Genomic DNA, 16,357 nt, shown 5'->3' with positions numbered 1-16,357 from the left:
CGGTTAAACAGTTAAACAAATAATCAGTAAAACCAAGTTACCTTTTCAAACTAAAGTGTCCTTTGGCAATCCTACCATCGCCTAATTTAACGGTGTACCAATAATCCGAAGCAGGAAGTTGATTTCCTGCATAAGTTCCGTCCCAACCTTGGTCTAAAGTTTGCAATTCTTTGATGAATTTACCGTATCGGTCATAAATATGAATTATGGAATTAGAGTTGAAATTAGTATCGATTCCTTTAATGTTCCAATAATCGTTATAACCATCCCCATTTGGAGTAAAAAATTGAGGAGCTCCAATTACGTAAATAGTTTTTGAATCAAAGCTACAATTGTTACTGTCTTTTACATATACCTCATAACGTCCGGGTGCTACAGCGTTGAAAAAATTAGATTCTTGAAAAGGACCACTAGCTCCGTTAAGGCTGAACTGATTTGGTCCTAAATTGTTTTCCAATTCTACGGTAACACTATTTTCATTGTGTAAGTCACTTATATCGATGGATTCAATTTTGACACTAGGAGTGACAGAGAACGAAATTATAGTGGTTGCTACGCAACTAGGGTTTGAGCTGTTGGCTACTTTTACAGTTACGTTTTGGCTACCAGTAACAAAAGGGTTTGGTAACGGACTAGGTAGTATGTTTCCTGTCGCGTCTTGATAGGTCACAATCATACCCGTTTGGCCTCCTAAAATGGTGCTTTCAAAAGTTGATGTATTAAAAGCAGTTTGTTCTTCAAGAGTATTGGTATTTATAGTTGTGGCACATGCAGTAGTTAAGTTGGTATCGATAGGGAAAACTTGAGGTTCGTTTTTTATGATTTCGTAATATAAGGAAAAGGTTGCCCCATTAGTAAGTAAATCGAGTCTGTATTTTTGAATTCCAGCTTTGGTGGTTACGATAAGTTCTTCTTTGGTTTCTCCTGATATAAGATCATAATTGTTTGTAGTTGTATTGAATTGAAACCATTGTAGCCCTGTTGAAAAAGTAAATTCAAATATTGGAAACGAATTTCGATTATTACTGTCATTTGGAGCGTCGTTCCATTTTATACCACGATTTTGATAGTCAAATTGTGCGTAATCTTCGTCGTTAGAACCTCCTGCATCATATAATTGGAAAGGAGGAGTGTTTCCGGGGGCATCTCTATAATCATTAGGTTCGCCTGGACTCCAGTTTGTATATGTCATAGGTGTTCCGTCAATCCAATACCAACCACCTTGACTTGCGCTATCGCTAAAGTTGTTTGCATTAGGATATTGTTTTAAGCCTAACCAATAGGCGATTCCGTCGTCAGTAGTGCTTGCTAGTCCTAGGCTGGTCAGTGCGTTATAAATTGCAGTTTCTTCCGTTGTACTATTGATTATATACATAGAAGCTCCAGGTATCGCATTGATGAGGTTGTTAGCATCTTCCCAAGACATTTTTTGTTGTTTTACATAATATGTTGAGTTTTCAAATTGTGCTATTTTGACAAGGTTTAGCCCTAAACCGCTGGTATTCTCAGTTGAAAATTGTTCATTTGACAATAAATTACTAGCTGTGATTTTAACTATTTCACCTACACAAATGTTATTCGTTTTGTCTGCAGTAATTGTAGGTGTGATTTCATAAACAATCGTTTGTAGTCTAGTGCCTATTGCCGCAGCTGGAACGGTTTCCAAAAAATATTTTTTCCCACTTACTAAGGGGGTAACTGGTGAGAGAATAGTGCCTCCTGTAAGTGCATCATACCAAATTGCGGTTGTTGATAAAGGAAGATCAATAATCTTTAAATCAGCTACGGTATAGGTTTTAGTTGGTGAGTTTAAGTATGTAAATGTAGGGGATACTTTTACATTTTGGGACCAACAAGTAAAAAATAGCAACAAGAAAAGAAAATGATATAGATATTTTAAATATTTTATTCCCATAACCTAAATTTATCTATTTTTATTGACAAACAAAGATACGGGATTAATAATTTGAATGATCTTGGATTTACTTTTATACGGCCTAAAAAAGAGCTTTTTTCTTGGTTTCGTTTGTTGATGAAATTATTTAATCCTTTTTAGAGTTGTTAAAGTTTTTTAAGTATGAGAATAATATGGTGTAAATATGTTTATCAATTAAAGAAATAAATTGATTTTTGATTATAATATAAAGTTTAAAGTGAAGGTTAAAGATTATTTTTTCCTTTCAACGATTTTAATTTTATAGTTAAGCATATATCGGTAGGTTTGAATAGAATTAGTAAGAAACTAAACACCATATTAAGATGGAAGATATATTTGACCCCGTTTACAGGCAAGGTTATATGGAAGGATATTCACTAGGTTTAAATCCTTTTTGTCAGCTTAATTTGAATTTACAAAATTGTCAAGCCTTTACTTGTGGTTTTCAATGTGGAAGAGCAGATTACGAGAGATTAAATGGAAAATTGACACAGGGTATTCCAGCTCGAATAGTAACTAAAAAAGTTTTAGATGAATTTCAGTTAGCAGGAATGTTAGGAATGAATATCGATTCAGAAGGATACACCGCCTTCCAATTAGAAATTATTCAAGAATGGTACAAAAATGGTATCGAAAATTATGATGTAGATGAAGGTCTGTATCTTTTAGCAATACTTGAAAATAATGGAATTCAAACAACTTAAAAAAGAATAGTTTTTCGAAGAGAATCCCCTCACACAATTGAAGTAGTGTTTGAGGGGATTTTTTTTATGGCAGACTAGTTTTTTTTAGGTGTATTATTGTTGATCTGACTGTAAATTTGGATTTCTTTTTTTGATAATCTTTGTTGGAGCCAAGAGGCTAATTGTTTCTCAGACTCTCCTTCAAGTCTTTTTTTACTGATATAAACAAGTATAGGGACTGTTTTAAGGCTATCTGTGCCTTCATTAAAATTATGATTGGCTATTGTTATATTATCAATTACAGGAAATAAAATTTTTATTTCGGCTAATAACGCTTTGTTGTTGTAGTGATTGTCAGCAATTTGTTTTTTTAAATTTAATATTGTGACATCTTTCTCGCTTAAGACAGATTTATTGTATTTAATTTCGTTTAAAATATCACTTTTTAAATCAGTCGTGTCTTGCATTACTACTAATTTGGTATTGTTAATTTCGTAAGATTTTAATTTTTGATTTAAGGATTTAATCTCTTTCTCAGTGAATTTTTTGGTCAAGAAACCCAGTTCTAGTTTTTTGGGGTTTTGATTGAATTTTGTCTTTTTATATAAAATTGCAATCCCTTTGTTTGTAAATTCATTTTCTAAAAAAATATCTACCGCATGTTGGTATTTTTTTTGTTCAAATAGTTGGTAAGCAAAGTAAATACTAGGAAGTATTAGTATAGTAATTAAGGTAGTTATGATGTATTTTACTTTGGTTTGATTGGTTTCTGTAAGTTGTTTTTTTGTAGGGTACTTTAGGTATTTTACAATAAAAAAAGTTGAAATACAGATAAAGACACAATTAATGGTGTATAAATAAATAGCGCCAAAGAAGAAGCGATAACTCCCCACGGCTAATCCATATCCTGCAGTACAAAGCGGAGGCATAAGGGCGGTTGCGATGGCAACTCCTGGAATAGGATTTCCTTTTTCTACTCTTGTAATAGCAATAGCTCCCACAAGTCCACCTGAAAAAGCAATAATGATATCGTAGATATTTGGGGCGGTACGAGAGAGTAATTCAGGTTGGGTATCTTTAAAAGGGCTAATGTAAAAATACAAGGTAGATACAAGTAGTCCAACAATAGTGGCAACTAATAAGTTTTTAAGTGATTTTTTTAATAGGTTGAAGTCATATATTCCTAAGCCAAAACCGGCACCTACAATAGGTCCCATTAATGGAGAGATAAGCATGGCACCAATAATAACAGCTGTAGAATTAACGTTTAACCCCACCGATGCTACCACTATAGCACAGGCTAGAATCCATAAATTCGAACCACTAAATGAAATGTTAGCTTTTACATTGTCTAAAACTTTGCCTCGTTCTTCTTCTCCTTGATTGAGGTTGATGAATTTTAGAAAATCACTAATTAGTTTTTCCATTATGATTTCCTTTATTTAAAGTTTTTTTAAGAGAGAAGAAACCAATGACACCAGCTGTTAGAGATGAAAGTAAAATGATAAATTTAGCGTTGTTAATTATTTCATGGTCATCAAAAGCTAGTAAAGTGATAAATATGGACATGGTAAATCCAATTCCTCCTAAAAATCCAACAGAAATAATGGACCTCCAATTCAAATCATCAGGAAGTTTACAAAGGCCTATTGAAACAGCAAAGAAGCTAAATATTGCAATACCGATCGGTTTTCCTAAAACGAGACCTAAGGCGATCCCAATGCTGTAATGTTGTTGTAGTGTTTCACCAATGTTTGAACCTAGAACAATGGCAGTGTTTGCTAAGGCAAAAAGGGGTAGGATGAAAAAACCAACAGGTTTGTGTAAATAATGCTGTAATTTGTAGGATATGGATGTTTTTTCTCCTTTTTGAAAAGGAATTACAAAAGCTAAAAGAACACCAGTTATAGTTGCGTGTACTCCAGAATGCAACATAAAATACCACATAATGACTCCTCCAATTAGGTAAGGTATGATTTTGTAATATTTCATTCTGTTCATTATAAAAAGAACTAGCATAACCCCTAAAGCGGCAAGTAAATTAGTCCAATACAAGGTTTTAGTATAGAAAGCAGCAATGACTAAAATAGCGCCTAAATCGTCAATTACGGCAAGTGCTGTCAGGAAAACTTTTAGTGAGAGCGGAACTCTATTGCCTAATAAAGAGAGTACGCCTAGCGCAAAAGCAATATCAGTAGCCATTGGTATTCCAGCTCCTGATCGAGTTATGTCATTTGAATTTAATAATAAATAAAGTCCTGCTGGCACAAGCATACCTCCTAAAGCAGCAAAAATAGGAAGAAGGGCATCTTTTATGTTCGATAATTCTCCTAAGTATACTTCTCTTTCTAGCTCCAAACCAATCAATAAAAAGAAAATTGTCATTAATCCATCATTAATCCAATATTCCAAACTTTGGCCAGCTATAGGTGTTAGCCAAGTGTGGTGGTATTGTTCTCCGAAAATGGAATTAGCAAGTATTAATGAAATTAAAGTACAGCCAATTAATACGAGACCACTTGATTTTTCATTATCAAAAAATTCTCTAAACAAGTCTGATTGATAGATTTTTTTAATTCTTTTTCTCATGGGAGTTTTATTTCTAGAAAATATTCTATTAGGGTTATTATAGTTTTTATTTTAATTTTTTCAAAAATACCTAATTTGCCATTAATAGCATAACTAAATTGAAGGATATTCTGCTCTTTTGAGTATAATGTTAAATGATTTTCAAACGAAAACGTTTTCTTATCTTCACTTAGGATTGTTTTTTAAATAAATGAAATTATGCAAGATATATTTAAACTACTTTATTTTGAGTAAATTTTAATTGTTTTGTTCTATGAAATCTAAATCGGTGTGAAAGGTTTCTTTTAATTTCCAAAGCGCTAACAACGCAATTACTGAAAGCAAAGTGCCAACAATCATTCCAGCATTAAGGATGTTTCCGTTGAGTAATTGATCTCTGAAAAATGAATAAATTAGGATGATAATTGGTAAAAGTCCTCTTACGAAATTTGGAACAGTAGTTGTTACTGTAGCGCGAATATTTGTGCCAAATTGTTCTGCGGCTATTGTAATAAATAATACCCAATACCCCACGGAGAATCCCATAGCTAAACAAATTAAGTAAAAATTAGCAACCGATATTCCGTACGAATTTAAATACAAAAACACCATCGATAGATTTAGTAATATAAAAACGAAGGTAATTTTTTTGCGGCTTTTGAACCACTGACTTAAAATACCGCTACCAATATCACCCAATACTAAACCTGTATAACACCATGCAATGGCCTGTCCAGCTGAAACCGTCTCAGCCCCTTCAACATTCAAAGCTTTGGCAAATTCTGGTGAAAAGGTGATTAAAACACCAACTAGAAACCAAATAGGAATTCCTATGAGTATGCATTGTAGGTATTTGAAAAATCGTTCTCTTTTAGAAAAAAGGGAAAGAAAATCTCCTTTTTTTTCATCACTTTCAGCTACTTTCTTAAAAATTCCTGATTCATTGATTCTGATTCTCATAAAAAGCAATAAAATACCTAAAACTCCCCCTGCGTAGTAACACAAACGCCAGTCTTTAAAAATTTGATATACTAAATAAGCAGCAATGGCTCCTGAGACACCAACAGAGGCCACAATCATCGTTCCATATCCTCTTTTTTCTTTAGGTAAGCTTTCTGTAACTAGAGTAATGCCTGCGCCTAATTCTCCTGCAAGTCCTATTCCAGCAATCAATCTCCAAAAAGCGTAGCCATCAACTGTGGTGATCATTCCGTTGGCAATATTTGCCACAGAATAGATCAATATAGAGCCAAAAAGCACCGAAATTCGTCCTTTCTTATCTCCTAAAATTCCCCATAAAATCCCTCCTATTAACATGCCACCCATTTGCATGCTAATTAGAAATTCACCTTGGTTACGTATAGCATCACCCACTAAACCAAGATCTTTAAGGCTATCAGTTCGTACAATTCCAAAAAGAAGTAAATCATAAATGTCAACAAAATAACCTAATGCAGCTACAATTACAGCTGCATTAAAAATGGAAACAGGTTTGGTTTTTATAGAAGTATTCGTTGTCATCGTATGTTTTTATTTTTTTTTCAAAAATAAGATAAATCAATTGTATTACTATTTTTATTTTTTATTCTATCATTGAACAATTCAATTATAGAAAACGGATTTTTTGTTTTCAATTTGTACATTTGAACTGTTAATACTATGAACTTGAATTTCTTTATATGAAAATTGTAATATCACCTGCCAAATCTTTAAATTTTGAAAAAGAATTACCTATATCTACATTTTCTGAATCACAGTTTTTAAAAGAATCTCGTCAAGTACACAAAGTTTTAAAAACCAAAAAGCCAGAGGATTTGGCAAGTTTGATGAGTATTTCTCAAAAATTAGCTGACCTCAATTGGCAACGAAATCAAGATTGGCAAACGCCTTTTACACCTGAAAATGCACGTCCTGCTGTTTATACTTTTGATGGGGATGTATACACTGGATTGGATGCTTTTACGATACCAGTTGATCAAATAGATATCTTACAAGATAAATTGCGAATATTATCTGGATTGTATGGATTATTGAAACCATTGGATTTAATACAGGCCTACCGACTTGAAATGGGAACCAAAATAACTATAGGTGATAATAAAAATCTTTATGAATTTTGGAAACCAACCATTACTAAAGCTCTCAATAAAGAGTTAGTAGAAGGAGAATTATTTGTTAATTTAGCAAGTAATGAATATTTTTCGGCTATAGATACTAAGGCTTTAAAAGTTCCTGTAATCTCACCAGATTTTAAGGATTACAAAGATGGAAAATTAAAAATCATTAGTTTTTTTGCAAAAAAGGCCAGAGGAATGATGGTGCGTTATATTATTGATACTAATGCTCAAACGATTGATGATCTAAAAGGATTTAATTACGAAGGTTATCAATTTGATGCAAATCTTTCTAAGGGAAATCACTTGGTTTTTACGAGGTAAAACAGAAGCTAGTCTTGAGTTAACTAAATCTCATTTTTAATTCCAATGGAATATAACGAAGCAGAAGAGGTAAATTCATAGTTCTTATGGCTTTATCCATTTCTATATGAATTCTGTAGAGTAATTCTTTGTTTTCTTCTTTAGTTTGATTCATTACTATTGCTTTTTTTATAATTAAAAAAACAGAATGATTAATTTTGTTTGTATAGGAGTTCATTTTTCTATAAAAAACAGAACCTAGCGAATTTTGAATAACCCTCTTTTTAATTAATATTTCATCAATAAAAACGATGTTGTATTTTCTAGAGCAACGAAACCAATAATCTAAATCTTCAAAAGCTAAATCTTCATCATAGCCCTTTAAAGCAATGAAAGGTTCTCTTTTTAACATGGAACTAACTGAGCATATATAATTACGTTGACCAATAACCGAAAGGTATATATCTCCAGAAGGCGGACAAGGAGTGGCTTTTTTTAATTCGTTGGTTGGATAATAGTAAGATTGATGATCACCCTGCTCAGAGATTATTTCCGCATTTCCATAAACAATTCCAATGTTTTTATAATCAGAATTTTGAAAAGATTTCAATTGTTTTTCAATGCAATTTGGTAGCAAAACATCATCTGCCGCCAGATCAATAATATATTCTCCCCTTGATAATGCAAAAGCGTTATTGAAAGTTTTGTTGTTACCTAAGTTTTTTGAGTTCTCTACAAATTGAACTGTCGGATATTTTAATAGCCATTCTTTAATAACTTTGGTTGAGTTGTCGGTACTGCAATCATCAGCAATTATTAATTCAATATTGTCATAAGTTTGATCGATAACCGAATTCAAAGATTCAATTACATATTTGCTGTGATTGTAGCATAAACAAATAACACTAATTAATGGTTTTGATGACATACTAGGATTTTGAAAATCAACTAAAAAAGCAAAAATATAGTTCGTAATTGAGATTACAAAATAGTTATACTATTTATATTTCTGTATTATACATTTCAAAATAATTGATATTTTGGATGATTGATTATAATTTGTTTTACAAAAATAATAATAGTATAATTGTGCTAATGTATATTATTACAGTAGCCAAATAATAGTTTTGACTGAATTAGCTTACAGTATAGCACTTATTGAGTTTTACAAGTATTTATAAAATGAATATAGAACTAATCAAAATACCAAAAATAGAAGATCCAAGAGGCAATTTATCAGTTATTGAGGATGATACCATTCCGTTTGATATTCAAAGAGTTTATTATTTATATGATGTTCCTTCTGGTGCCGAAAGGGGGGGCACGCCCACAAAAATTTAAAACAATTTTTGGTAGCTTTGAGTGGTAGTTTTGATGTTATTTTAAATGATTCGGAAGAAAATGAAGTAATTACGCTTAATAGACCAGATATTGGACTATTAATAAATCCAGGTATTTGGAGAGAAATAAAAAATTTTTCATCTGGTTCCGTTTGTTTAGTAGTTGCTTCTGAAAAATTTAATGAGGAAGATTACATTCGAGATTTTGAAACATTTAAAAGTATAAAGACAAAAATGCATTTGTTTAAAAGATAAAACTTTTTTAACAGACTAGCTTCCATTAATACTAAAATTAAAAATTTGAAATCTTCACCCCATAGAAAGCTTTCTATTTGTATTGTTGGCGAGGAGTTAGCCACTGGAGGAGCTGAACGATGTGCTTCTCAATTATCCTTTTTTTTTGAAGAAAATAATTGTAGTATTCATCATATTATATCTATTGATAAAGTAGAGTATGAATATGCAGGACAATTATTAAATTTGGGGACTAAACAATTGAAAAGTGGGGTTTTTCATCGTTTGAAAAGGTTTTGGGTAATGTATAAATTTTTTCAACATCATTCGTTTGATTTCATCATTGATTCAAGAACAAAACATCATTATTTTCAGGAGTTTATTATATCTAAATTAGTTTATAATGCTCCATTGATTATTTGGGTACATAGTTATATGACTTATTTGTATTTTCCAAAAAATAAATGGATAGCAAAAATTATTTATGGTAATCCTCTAATTGTTTCAGTTTCTAAGCAAATAACTAAAAAGGTGAGTGAATTTTATGGTTTTACAAATATAAAAACCATTTATAATCCACTTGATTTTAGCAGTATTTTAGATAAATCAAAAGAATCTGTTGTGGTTCCCTCTAGTTATATATTGGCAGTAGGGAGAATGGAAGACAATATAAAACAATTTGATATTTTAATTAATTGTTATGCAAATTCGGTTTTACCTTCCAAAAAAGTAAAATTGTTGCTGTTAGGTGATGGAAAATTGAAAGGTGAATTCCAAAAACAAGTAAAAAGTCTAGGCGTTGAAGAATTAGTGACTTTTATGGGAAAAGTAGAGAATCCTTATAAATACTACAAAAATGCGCTTTTTACAGTTTTGTCAAGTAAAAATGAAGGTTTTCCAATGGTTTTAATCGAAAGTTTGGCTTGTGGAACACCTGTTGTGTCTTTTGATTGTTTATCAGGGCCAAGTGAGATTATAACTCATAAACAAAATGGTTTACTAGTTGAAAATCAAAATAGTGAATGCTTGACAAAGGCTTTGGATATAATGGTTACCGATGTTGAACTGTACCAAAAATGTAAAAATAATGCACAAAATAGTATTCATAATTTTTCATTAGAAACTATAGGGATTCAATGGCTAGATTTATTTAAGACTTAAAAACTTGAAATTTTAATTCCCAATTTCAAAAGAATTAATTTTATTTTAGATATTAGTTGTAATACGAGAGTAGGTAGTTCTAATAAAATACGCTGCTTATTGTTTAAGCCCGATATGTCTGGGTTTTTATGAATACTATTTTTTAACATTTTCCAATTAACGAGGTCGTTTTGTCTTTTGTAATTAAGAGCCATCATATAGCGATTTATATCTAAGTACATTTTCAGACTCTTGTTTGTTTTAGCTAATGGTTCATAATAAGTGAAATTTGTGATTTTTTTATTTTTTAAACTGCTATTAGTAATTTTATTTTCAGAATACATTATATTATTTACTAAAGCAGAGTTTGAATACGCTAACTTAAATAAGTAATTAGCTCTAATATTAAAATCCACATCTTCACCATAATTTATAGTATTATCGTATCCTCCAATTTTTTCAAAAACTTCTTTTTTAACACAGAGACTTGAAGGGCAGTAAATATTTTGATATAAATTACTTTCGAAAAAATCAGGAACAATTCCATCGGAATCAAATTTTTTTAAATTTGTAGAAGGACTAATGGTTACTTTTTTAGAATACACCTCTACATAATTGGTTGCAAACAAATGTGCTTTTGGGAAATTTTGAGTTAATTCAAATATTTTTGCTAAATATTTTTCATCCCAAATATCATCTGCATCTAAAAAAGCCAAATAGTCGGAATTCGCATTTAGAATCCCCGTATTTCTTGAAGCCGATAATCCTTGATTTTCTTTATGTTGAATGATTATTATTTTATCTGAAATAACAGATTCAGCTTTAATTCTACTATTGTCAGTTGAACAATCTTCTATAATAAGTACTTCAAAGTCTTGAAAACTTTGATTAAGAACACTTCTTAAAGTATCTTGAATATGGTTTTCTTTGTTGTATAGTGGTATAATTACGGAGAAAAAGGCCATTACTAATCTTTTAGAATATAATTAAAAAGAGTTCCCCAGTCATTAAGCTGAGAATTGGAATTAAAAGAATACAAGTTTCCTTGAAACTGGATGGTTTTATTGGTGAATAGTGTTATTAACTGGGCTAGTTCTTTTGGATTTTCGATATCAAAAAAAGAAACCTTGTGATAATCACCAACAGTCTCTTTTGCATAGGGTAAATTGGCTAAAAGCATTGGTTTTTCAAATGCTTTTGCTTCACTTATTGGCAGTCCCCAAGTCTCAAGTTTGGATGGAAATATAATACAATCAACAGAATTGTAAAGTTTAAGTAATTCATTTCTGTCGTTAATACCCCAAAAAACAACTTGCTCTATTGTGTTATATTTCTGATATAAGTGGATGGCATAAGCGTTTGGATTATCTTTTATCGCCGTAAAATGAAACTTGACTTTGTCTTTTGTAGAATGATCTAACAACTCGATGGCATCAAATATCAATTCAAAATTTTTGAATGTTCTGGGAAAACTAGGATACAAGAAATGAATTTTATCATCTTCTAATGCTATTTTTTTGGTTGTTATAATTTCAGTGAATTCAGGTCTGCAAACAAAAATGTTTTTTATATCGAAAAGCTTTTCAAATTCATTTTTTATCCAATCTTGTTGTACAAAAACAGCATCGTTTTTTCTAATATTGATTTGGTACAAGTATTTGTAAAGAATCGAAAAAACACCAATTTTATAATTAAATCTCCAGTCTTTCCATTTTGCTTTAAAGAAAATAGTGGGATGATGGCAATAAACGAAGCGTTTTTTGGCTACAACATTTGGGGTAATGTCATGTAAGGAGAGCCATACATCAGGATTTATTTTTTTTGAAAATTTTTTGAAATAAAAATATTCATAATACAATCGCAAAGTCCATGATTTTTTTGACTTTGGAAATTCAATATACTCAATATTTGGGTAATTAAATTTTGATTTGTCGTTTACTAATGCAATTATTTTGATCTCTTTGTTTTCTGAATAACTTGAGATTTTTTGCAGGCAATTGTCAAGGATTGTAAAAATACCTCCTTCAACCATATTGATACCTGATATAACGATAGTCCTTTGCTTCAATTAAAAGAATTAATGTTGTTAAACCGTTCTTTGAACAACTTCAAATATTTTAGCATCCTCACATTTTAAGGTTTTAGCAGGATATTTCATTAAAAGGGCATAATCATGCGTAGCCATGATAATTGTTTTCCCATTTTCATTGATTTTTCTTAGCACATCTAGTACTTCAGTACTAGTTTGAGGGTCTAGGTTTCCTGTTGGTTCATCTGCGAGAATTAACTCAGGGTCGTTTAGCAAGGCTCTGGCGATGGCCACACGTTGCTGTTCTCCTCCAGAGATTTGATGTGGCATCTTGTTAAGATATTGTTTCATCCCCACTTTGTCTAAAACTTCATCTATTTTACGTTCCATTTCTTCTTTTACAGTCCAGCCTGTAGCTTTCAATACAAAAATCATATTTTCTTTGATACTACGGTCTGGTAGTAACTTAAAATCTTGAAAAACTATTCCAATTTTTCTTCTTAAAAATGGAATATCGTTGTCTTTTAATCCTACTAAATCAAACTCAACAATATGTCCCTCACCTTCGGTTAATGGTAAATCCGCATAAAGTGTTTTCATTAAACTACTTTTTCCTGTTCCTGTTTTTCCGATGATATATAGAAATTCACCACGGTTAACTTCTAAATTTACGTTAGACAAAATAGTTTTGTCTTCTTGGTAAATAGTTGCGTTCTTTAAAGAAAGGATAGGTTGAGACATAATATAGGTTTCATTTATTTGGGTAAAAGTAATAAGTTAACGGTTGTATTCAAAATAAATTTTATCAATTACAAAAGTTATCGTGATTTTAAAAAATAGGCATTATTGTTGTAAGGTTTATTCAAGTTTTAATAATGAAGCTAAAGTAGTTTTATTGTTAAAAGAATGTTTATAATAAAATCGTTTTAGAATTCGTTATAAACATTAGAATATGATACTTTTGAATAGATAAAAAAAAGAAACAAATGCGTAAACTTTCTAGCTGCCTCATTTTGTTGGTTTTTACCAATGCAATTTCAATATTTGCACAAAAATCAACGATATATACTCATGATTTAAAAGATTTTAATAAAGCTGTTTCTTTGTACCGAGACGGACAATTTGCTTCAGCTCAAACAATATTTGAGAAAGTGTTTTTGGAGAGTAAAAATCCAGAAGTTAAGTCTGATTGCGCCTACTATGACGCTAGTTGTGCAATACGTTTAGATAGAGGAAATGCAGGTGATTTGATTGAACGTTTCCTTACAGATTACCCTACAAGTGCTAAAAGCAATCAAGCCTATTTAGAAGTCGCTTTTTATTATTTTGATCAAAAGAACTATTCTGGTGCCATGAGAAACTTTGAGAAAGTGAATGAGTACCAACTAAAAAGTGAGGACAGAGAAAAATTTAATTTTCAAAAAGGCTATTGCTTGTTTAATACCAAAAACAAAAAAGAAGCTTCAAGCTATTTTAATAAAGTAGTGAATTCAAAAGAATATGGTTCCCAAGCTAAATATTATTTAGGTTTTATGGCTTATGAAGGGAACGATTACTCTCAGGCCAATAAATATTTTGATGAGGTTTCTGGTGATGAAAAATACAAAGAGAAACTTTCATACTACCAGGCTGATATGAACTTTAAACAAGGTAATTTTCAAAAAGCAATCGAATTGGGAGAAAAAGCAATGGCAAAATCTACCGCTTTGGAAAAGTCAGAGTTGAATAAGATTATTGGTGAAAGTTATTTTAACCTAAAAAAATACGATAAAGCCATTCCATATTTGACAGCTTATAAAGGAAAAAGAGGACGATGGAGTAATACCGATTATTACCAATTAGGCTATGCTTATTATAAACAAAATGATTATGAAAAAGCGATTGCGCAATTCAATAAAATCATTGGCGGAAAAGATTCAGTTGCTCAAAACGCTTACTACCATTTAGGTGAAAGTTATTTGAACCAAAATAAAAAACAAGAAGCTCTGAATGCCTTCAAGAATGCTTCTGAAATGAATTTTGATGCTGCAATTCAAGAAGATGCAGGTTTGAATTATGCCAAGTTGAGTTATGAAATTGGAAATTCTTATCAAAGTGTGCCTGAAGTTTTATTAGGTTTTATTAGCAAATATCCTAATAATGGGAATAGAGCAACTATCGAAAAGTTGTTAATTGACTCCTATATTTCTTCTAAGAATTACAACGAAGCTTTAGTATTATTAGAAAAAAATAAAAGACCAGAAAATAAGGCCTCTTATCAAAAAGTGACTTTCTACAGTGGTTTAGAGTTGTTTACCAATAGGAACTACCAAGAAGCTGAAAAAATGTTTAAAAAATCACTTGAAAATCAAGTGGATGCTGAGTTTACAGCTAGAGCTACTTTCTGGAAAGGGGAAACGGAAAACAAGTTAGAAGACCATAGAAATTCGTTATTAAGTTTCAAGCAATTTATGGCTTTACCTCGAGCTGCATCCACTGTTGAATATAAGAATATCAACTATAACATTGCGTACGCTTATTTTAAATTAAAAGAATACGATCAAGCTGGAGATTATTTTCAAAATCAAATTAATAAAGTTAAAGGTGATGTGGATCGTTTAAACGACTCTTATTTACGTTTAGGAGATTGCCGATTTGTAAATTCAAAGTATTATCCAGCCATGGAAGCTTACAATAAAGTAATTGAGTTCAACGGATTTGATGCTGATTATGCTTATTTTCAAAAATCACTTTGCTATGGTTTTGTAGGGAAAAATGACAAGAAAATTGACGAATTAAACACATTCATTAAAGTTTATGCTAAATCGAGTTATAAAGATGATGCATTGTATGAATTAGCGAATACGTATGTTGCGACAAACAAGCAAGATTTAGCTTTAAACACTTATGATCGATTAATAAATGATTATAAAAAAGGATCTTTTACTGCCAAAGCTATTTTGCGTCAAGGTTTAGTTTATTATAATTCAGATAGAAATGATTTGGCCTTAACGAAATTTAAAAAAGTAGCTTCTGAATTTCCAAAAAGTCCTGAGGCACTTGAAGCAGTTTCAACAGCAAGATTGATTTATGTAGATAGTGGAAGGGTAAATGAATATGCTTCTTGGGTTAGAACATTGGATTTCGTAGCAGTATCAGATGTTGAATTGGATAATGACAGTTACGAATCGGCGTATAAACAATTTAGTCAAAGAAATTACAATCAAGCCATATCTGGTTTTAATGCCTATATTTCAAGTTTTCCTCGAGGTTTACATAGCTTACAAGCAAATTTTTATTTGGCTCAAACCTATTTCTCTGAAAATATGGAAGCTAAATCAGTTCCGAATTATGAATATGTGATTAATCAATCGCGTAATGAGTTTACAGAGCAAGCATTAACACGATTGGGGCAAATTTATCTAAAAAGTAGTGATAAAAATAAAGCAATTTCGGTATTACTACGTTTGGAAAATGAAGCAGAGCTTTCTCAAAACAAGATATTTGCACAATCTAATTTGATGAAGTGTTATTATGACAAAAAAGACTATTCCAATTCAGTTGTCTATGCTGAAAAAGTTTTAAATAGTTCTAAAATAGATGATAATGTCAAAAGTGATGCGCAAATTATCATTGCTCGTTCTGCTATGCAAACGGGTGACGAAACCAAAGCTAGAGCAGGATACGCTAAGTTGTTAACCATTGCCAAGGGTGAATTAGCGGCTGAAGCCTTATATTATGATGCTTATTTTAAAAATAAAGATGGGAAGTATGAAGTATCCAACACAGTGGTACAAAAATTAGCAAAGAGTTACTCGAGTTACAGGTATTATGGTGCTAAAGGATTAGTTGTCATGGCTAAGAACTTTTATGGTTTAAAAGATAGTTTTCAAGCGACTTATATTTTAGACAATGTAATTCAGAATTTTACCGATTATCCAGATGTAGTCTCTGAGGCTAAAGTTGAATTAGCGGCTATTAAATCTCAAGAGTCGAAAACCAATTCATCAATTCAAAATTAATTATAAAGT

The 16,357-nt window shown here is 31.2% G+C and carries 12 protein-coding genes and 1 pseudogene; 5 read left to right on the top strand and 8 right to left on the bottom strand.

All coding sequences use genetic code 11. From position 1 onward, the window contains the following. Positions 1 to 37: 37 nt before the first annotated feature. Positions 38 to 1,915 carry a T9SS type B sorting domain-containing protein gene (locus ACNH59_RS14780; RefSeq protein WP_418263289.1) on the bottom strand — a complete coding sequence of 626 codons (1,878 nt, stop codon included), beginning with the start codon at positions 1,913 to 1,915 and terminating at the stop codon, positions 38 to 40. Positions 1,916 to 2,259: 344 nt separating this feature from the next. On the opposite strand from ACNH59_RS14780, the gene ACNH59_RS14775 reads away from it, so the two are divergent. Continuing rightward, entirely contained in the window at positions 2,260 to 2,640 is a 381-nt protein-coding gene (locus ACNH59_RS14775; protein WP_418263288.1) for a hypothetical protein, read from the top strand. Between the two features lie 74 nt (positions 2,641 to 2,714). On the opposite strand, the gene ACNH59_RS14770 is transcribed toward ACNH59_RS14775, so the two are convergent. From ACNH59_RS14770 to ACNH59_RS14760, 3 genes are all read right to left on the bottom strand, one after another. Next, positions 2,715 to 4,046, bottom strand: a complete 1,332-nt coding sequence (locus ACNH59_RS14770) for a TIGR00341 family protein (RefSeq protein WP_418263287.1) — start codon at positions 4,044 to 4,046, stop codon at positions 2,715 to 2,717. Next, entirely contained in the window at positions 4,030 to 5,208 is a 1,179-nt protein-coding gene (nhaA, locus tag ACNH59_RS14765; protein WP_418263286.1) for a Na+/H+ antiporter NhaA, read from the bottom strand. Before nhaA ends, ACNH59_RS14770 begins: the two co-directional genes overlap by 17 nt. Positions 5,209 to 5,445: 237 nt before the next feature. Beyond that, entirely contained in the window at positions 5,446 to 6,708 is a 1,263-nt protein-coding gene (locus ACNH59_RS14760) for an MFS transporter (RefSeq protein ID WP_418263285.1), read from the bottom strand. Between the two features lie 158 nt (positions 6,709 to 6,866). Here ACNH59_RS14760 and yaaA point away from each other — a divergent pair, with 158 nt between their 5' ends. Further along, positions 6,867 to 7,625, top strand: a complete 759-nt coding sequence (gene yaaA, locus ACNH59_RS14755) for a peroxide stress protein YaaA (RefSeq protein WP_418263284.1) — start codon at positions 6,867 to 6,869, stop codon at positions 7,623 to 7,625. Positions 7,626 to 7,644: 19 nt separating this feature from the next. On the opposite strand, the gene ACNH59_RS14750 is transcribed toward yaaA, so the two are convergent. Next, positions 7,645 to 8,532: a glycosyltransferase family 2 protein gene (locus tag ACNH59_RS14750; protein ID WP_418263283.1), complete on the bottom strand. Its 888-nt coding sequence runs from the start codon at positions 8,530 to 8,532 to the stop codon at positions 7,645 to 7,647. Between the two features lie 254 nt (positions 8,533 to 8,786). Between ACNH59_RS14750 and ACNH59_RS14745 the strand changes: the two are divergent. Both ACNH59_RS14745 and ACNH59_RS14740 read left to right on the top strand, forming a co-directional pair. Further along, positions 8,787 to 9,199 (top strand): annotated as a pseudogene (locus ACNH59_RS14745) (sugar 3,4-ketoisomerase). Positions 9,200 to 9,244: 45 nt separating this feature from the next. After that, positions 9,245 to 10,339, top strand: coding sequence for a glycosyltransferase (locus ACNH59_RS14740; protein ID WP_418263282.1), 1,095 nt, complete (start codon positions 9,245 to 9,247; stop codon positions 10,337 to 10,339). Here the strand turns inward: ACNH59_RS14740 and ACNH59_RS14735 are convergent. The 3 genes from ACNH59_RS14735 to ACNH59_RS14725 are packed head-to-tail and all read right to left on the bottom strand — an operon-like array spanning position 10,336 to position 13,088. Next, positions 10,336 to 11,283, bottom strand: coding sequence for a glycosyltransferase family 2 protein (locus ACNH59_RS14735; protein ID WP_418263281.1), 948 nt, complete (start codon positions 11,281 to 11,283; stop codon positions 10,336 to 10,338). The genes ACNH59_RS14740 and ACNH59_RS14735 overlap by 4 nt on opposite strands. A gap of 2 nt (positions 11,284 to 11,285) precedes the next feature. Beyond that, the gene (locus ACNH59_RS14730) at positions 11,286 to 12,386 is read right to left on the bottom strand and encodes a glycosyltransferase (RefSeq protein ID WP_418263280.1); all 1,101 of its coding nucleotides are present in this window, start codon (positions 12,384 to 12,386) and stop codon (positions 11,286 to 11,288) included. Between the two features lie 18 nt (positions 12,387 to 12,404). Then, positions 12,405 to 13,088 (bottom strand): cell division ATP-binding protein FtsE, encoded by a 684-nt coding sequence (locus ACNH59_RS14725; RefSeq protein WP_418263279.1) that lies wholly within the window; start codon positions 13,086 to 13,088, stop codon positions 12,405 to 12,407. 245 nt (positions 13,089 to 13,333) lie between these two features. Between ACNH59_RS14725 and ACNH59_RS14720 the strand changes: the two genes are divergently transcribed. Further along, complete coding sequence (locus ACNH59_RS14720; RefSeq protein WP_418263278.1) at positions 13,334 to 16,348, top strand: tetratricopeptide repeat protein; 3,015 nt, start codon at positions 13,334 to 13,336, stop codon at positions 16,346 to 16,348. The last annotated feature ends 9 nt before the right edge of the window (positions 16,349 to 16,357 follow it).

The organism is Flavobacterium faecale, from assembly GCF_048320115.1.
Classification (GTDB): domain Bacteria; phylum Bacteroidota; class Bacteroidia; order Flavobacteriales; family Flavobacteriaceae; genus Flavobacterium; species Flavobacterium faecale_A.
Note: the sequence above shows the minus strand (reverse complement) of the source record. Positions and strands in the feature narration are given on the sequence as shown.

Coding starts and splice junctions, on each gene's coding strand:
- ACNH59_RS14735 (WP_418263281.1), bottom strand. CDS start 11,283: ATGGCCTTTTTCTCCGTAATTATACCACTATACAACAAAGAAAACCAT.
- nhaA (WP_418263286.1), bottom strand. CDS start 5,208: ATGAGAAAAAGAATTAAAAAAATCTATCAATCAGACTTGTTTAGAGAA.
- ACNH59_RS14775 (WP_418263288.1), top strand. CDS start 2,260: ATGGAAGATATATTTGACCCCGTTTACAGGCAAGGTTATATGGAAGGA.
- ACNH59_RS14780 (WP_418263289.1), bottom strand. CDS start 1,915: ATGGGAATAAAATATTTAAAATATCTATATCATTTTCTTTTCTTGTTG.
- ACNH59_RS14720 (WP_418263278.1), top strand. CDS start 13,334: ATGCGTAAACTTTCTAGCTGCCTCATTTTGTTGGTTTTTACCAATGCA.
- ACNH59_RS14725 (WP_418263279.1), bottom strand. CDS start 13,088: ATGTCTCAACCTATCCTTTCTTTAAAGAACGCAACTATTTACCAAGAA.
- ACNH59_RS14760 (WP_418263285.1), bottom strand. CDS start 6,708: ATGACAACGAATACTTCTATAAAAACCAAACCTGTTTCCATTTTTAAT.
- ACNH59_RS14770 (WP_418263287.1), bottom strand. CDS start 4,046: ATGGAAAAACTAATTAGTGATTTTCTAAAATTCATCAACCTCAATCAA.
- yaaA (WP_418263284.1), top strand. CDS start 6,867: ATGAAAATTGTAATATCACCTGCCAAATCTTTAAATTTTGAAAAAGAA.
- ACNH59_RS14750 (WP_418263283.1), bottom strand. CDS start 8,532: ATGTCATCAAAACCATTAATTAGTGTTATTTGTTTATGCTACAATCAC.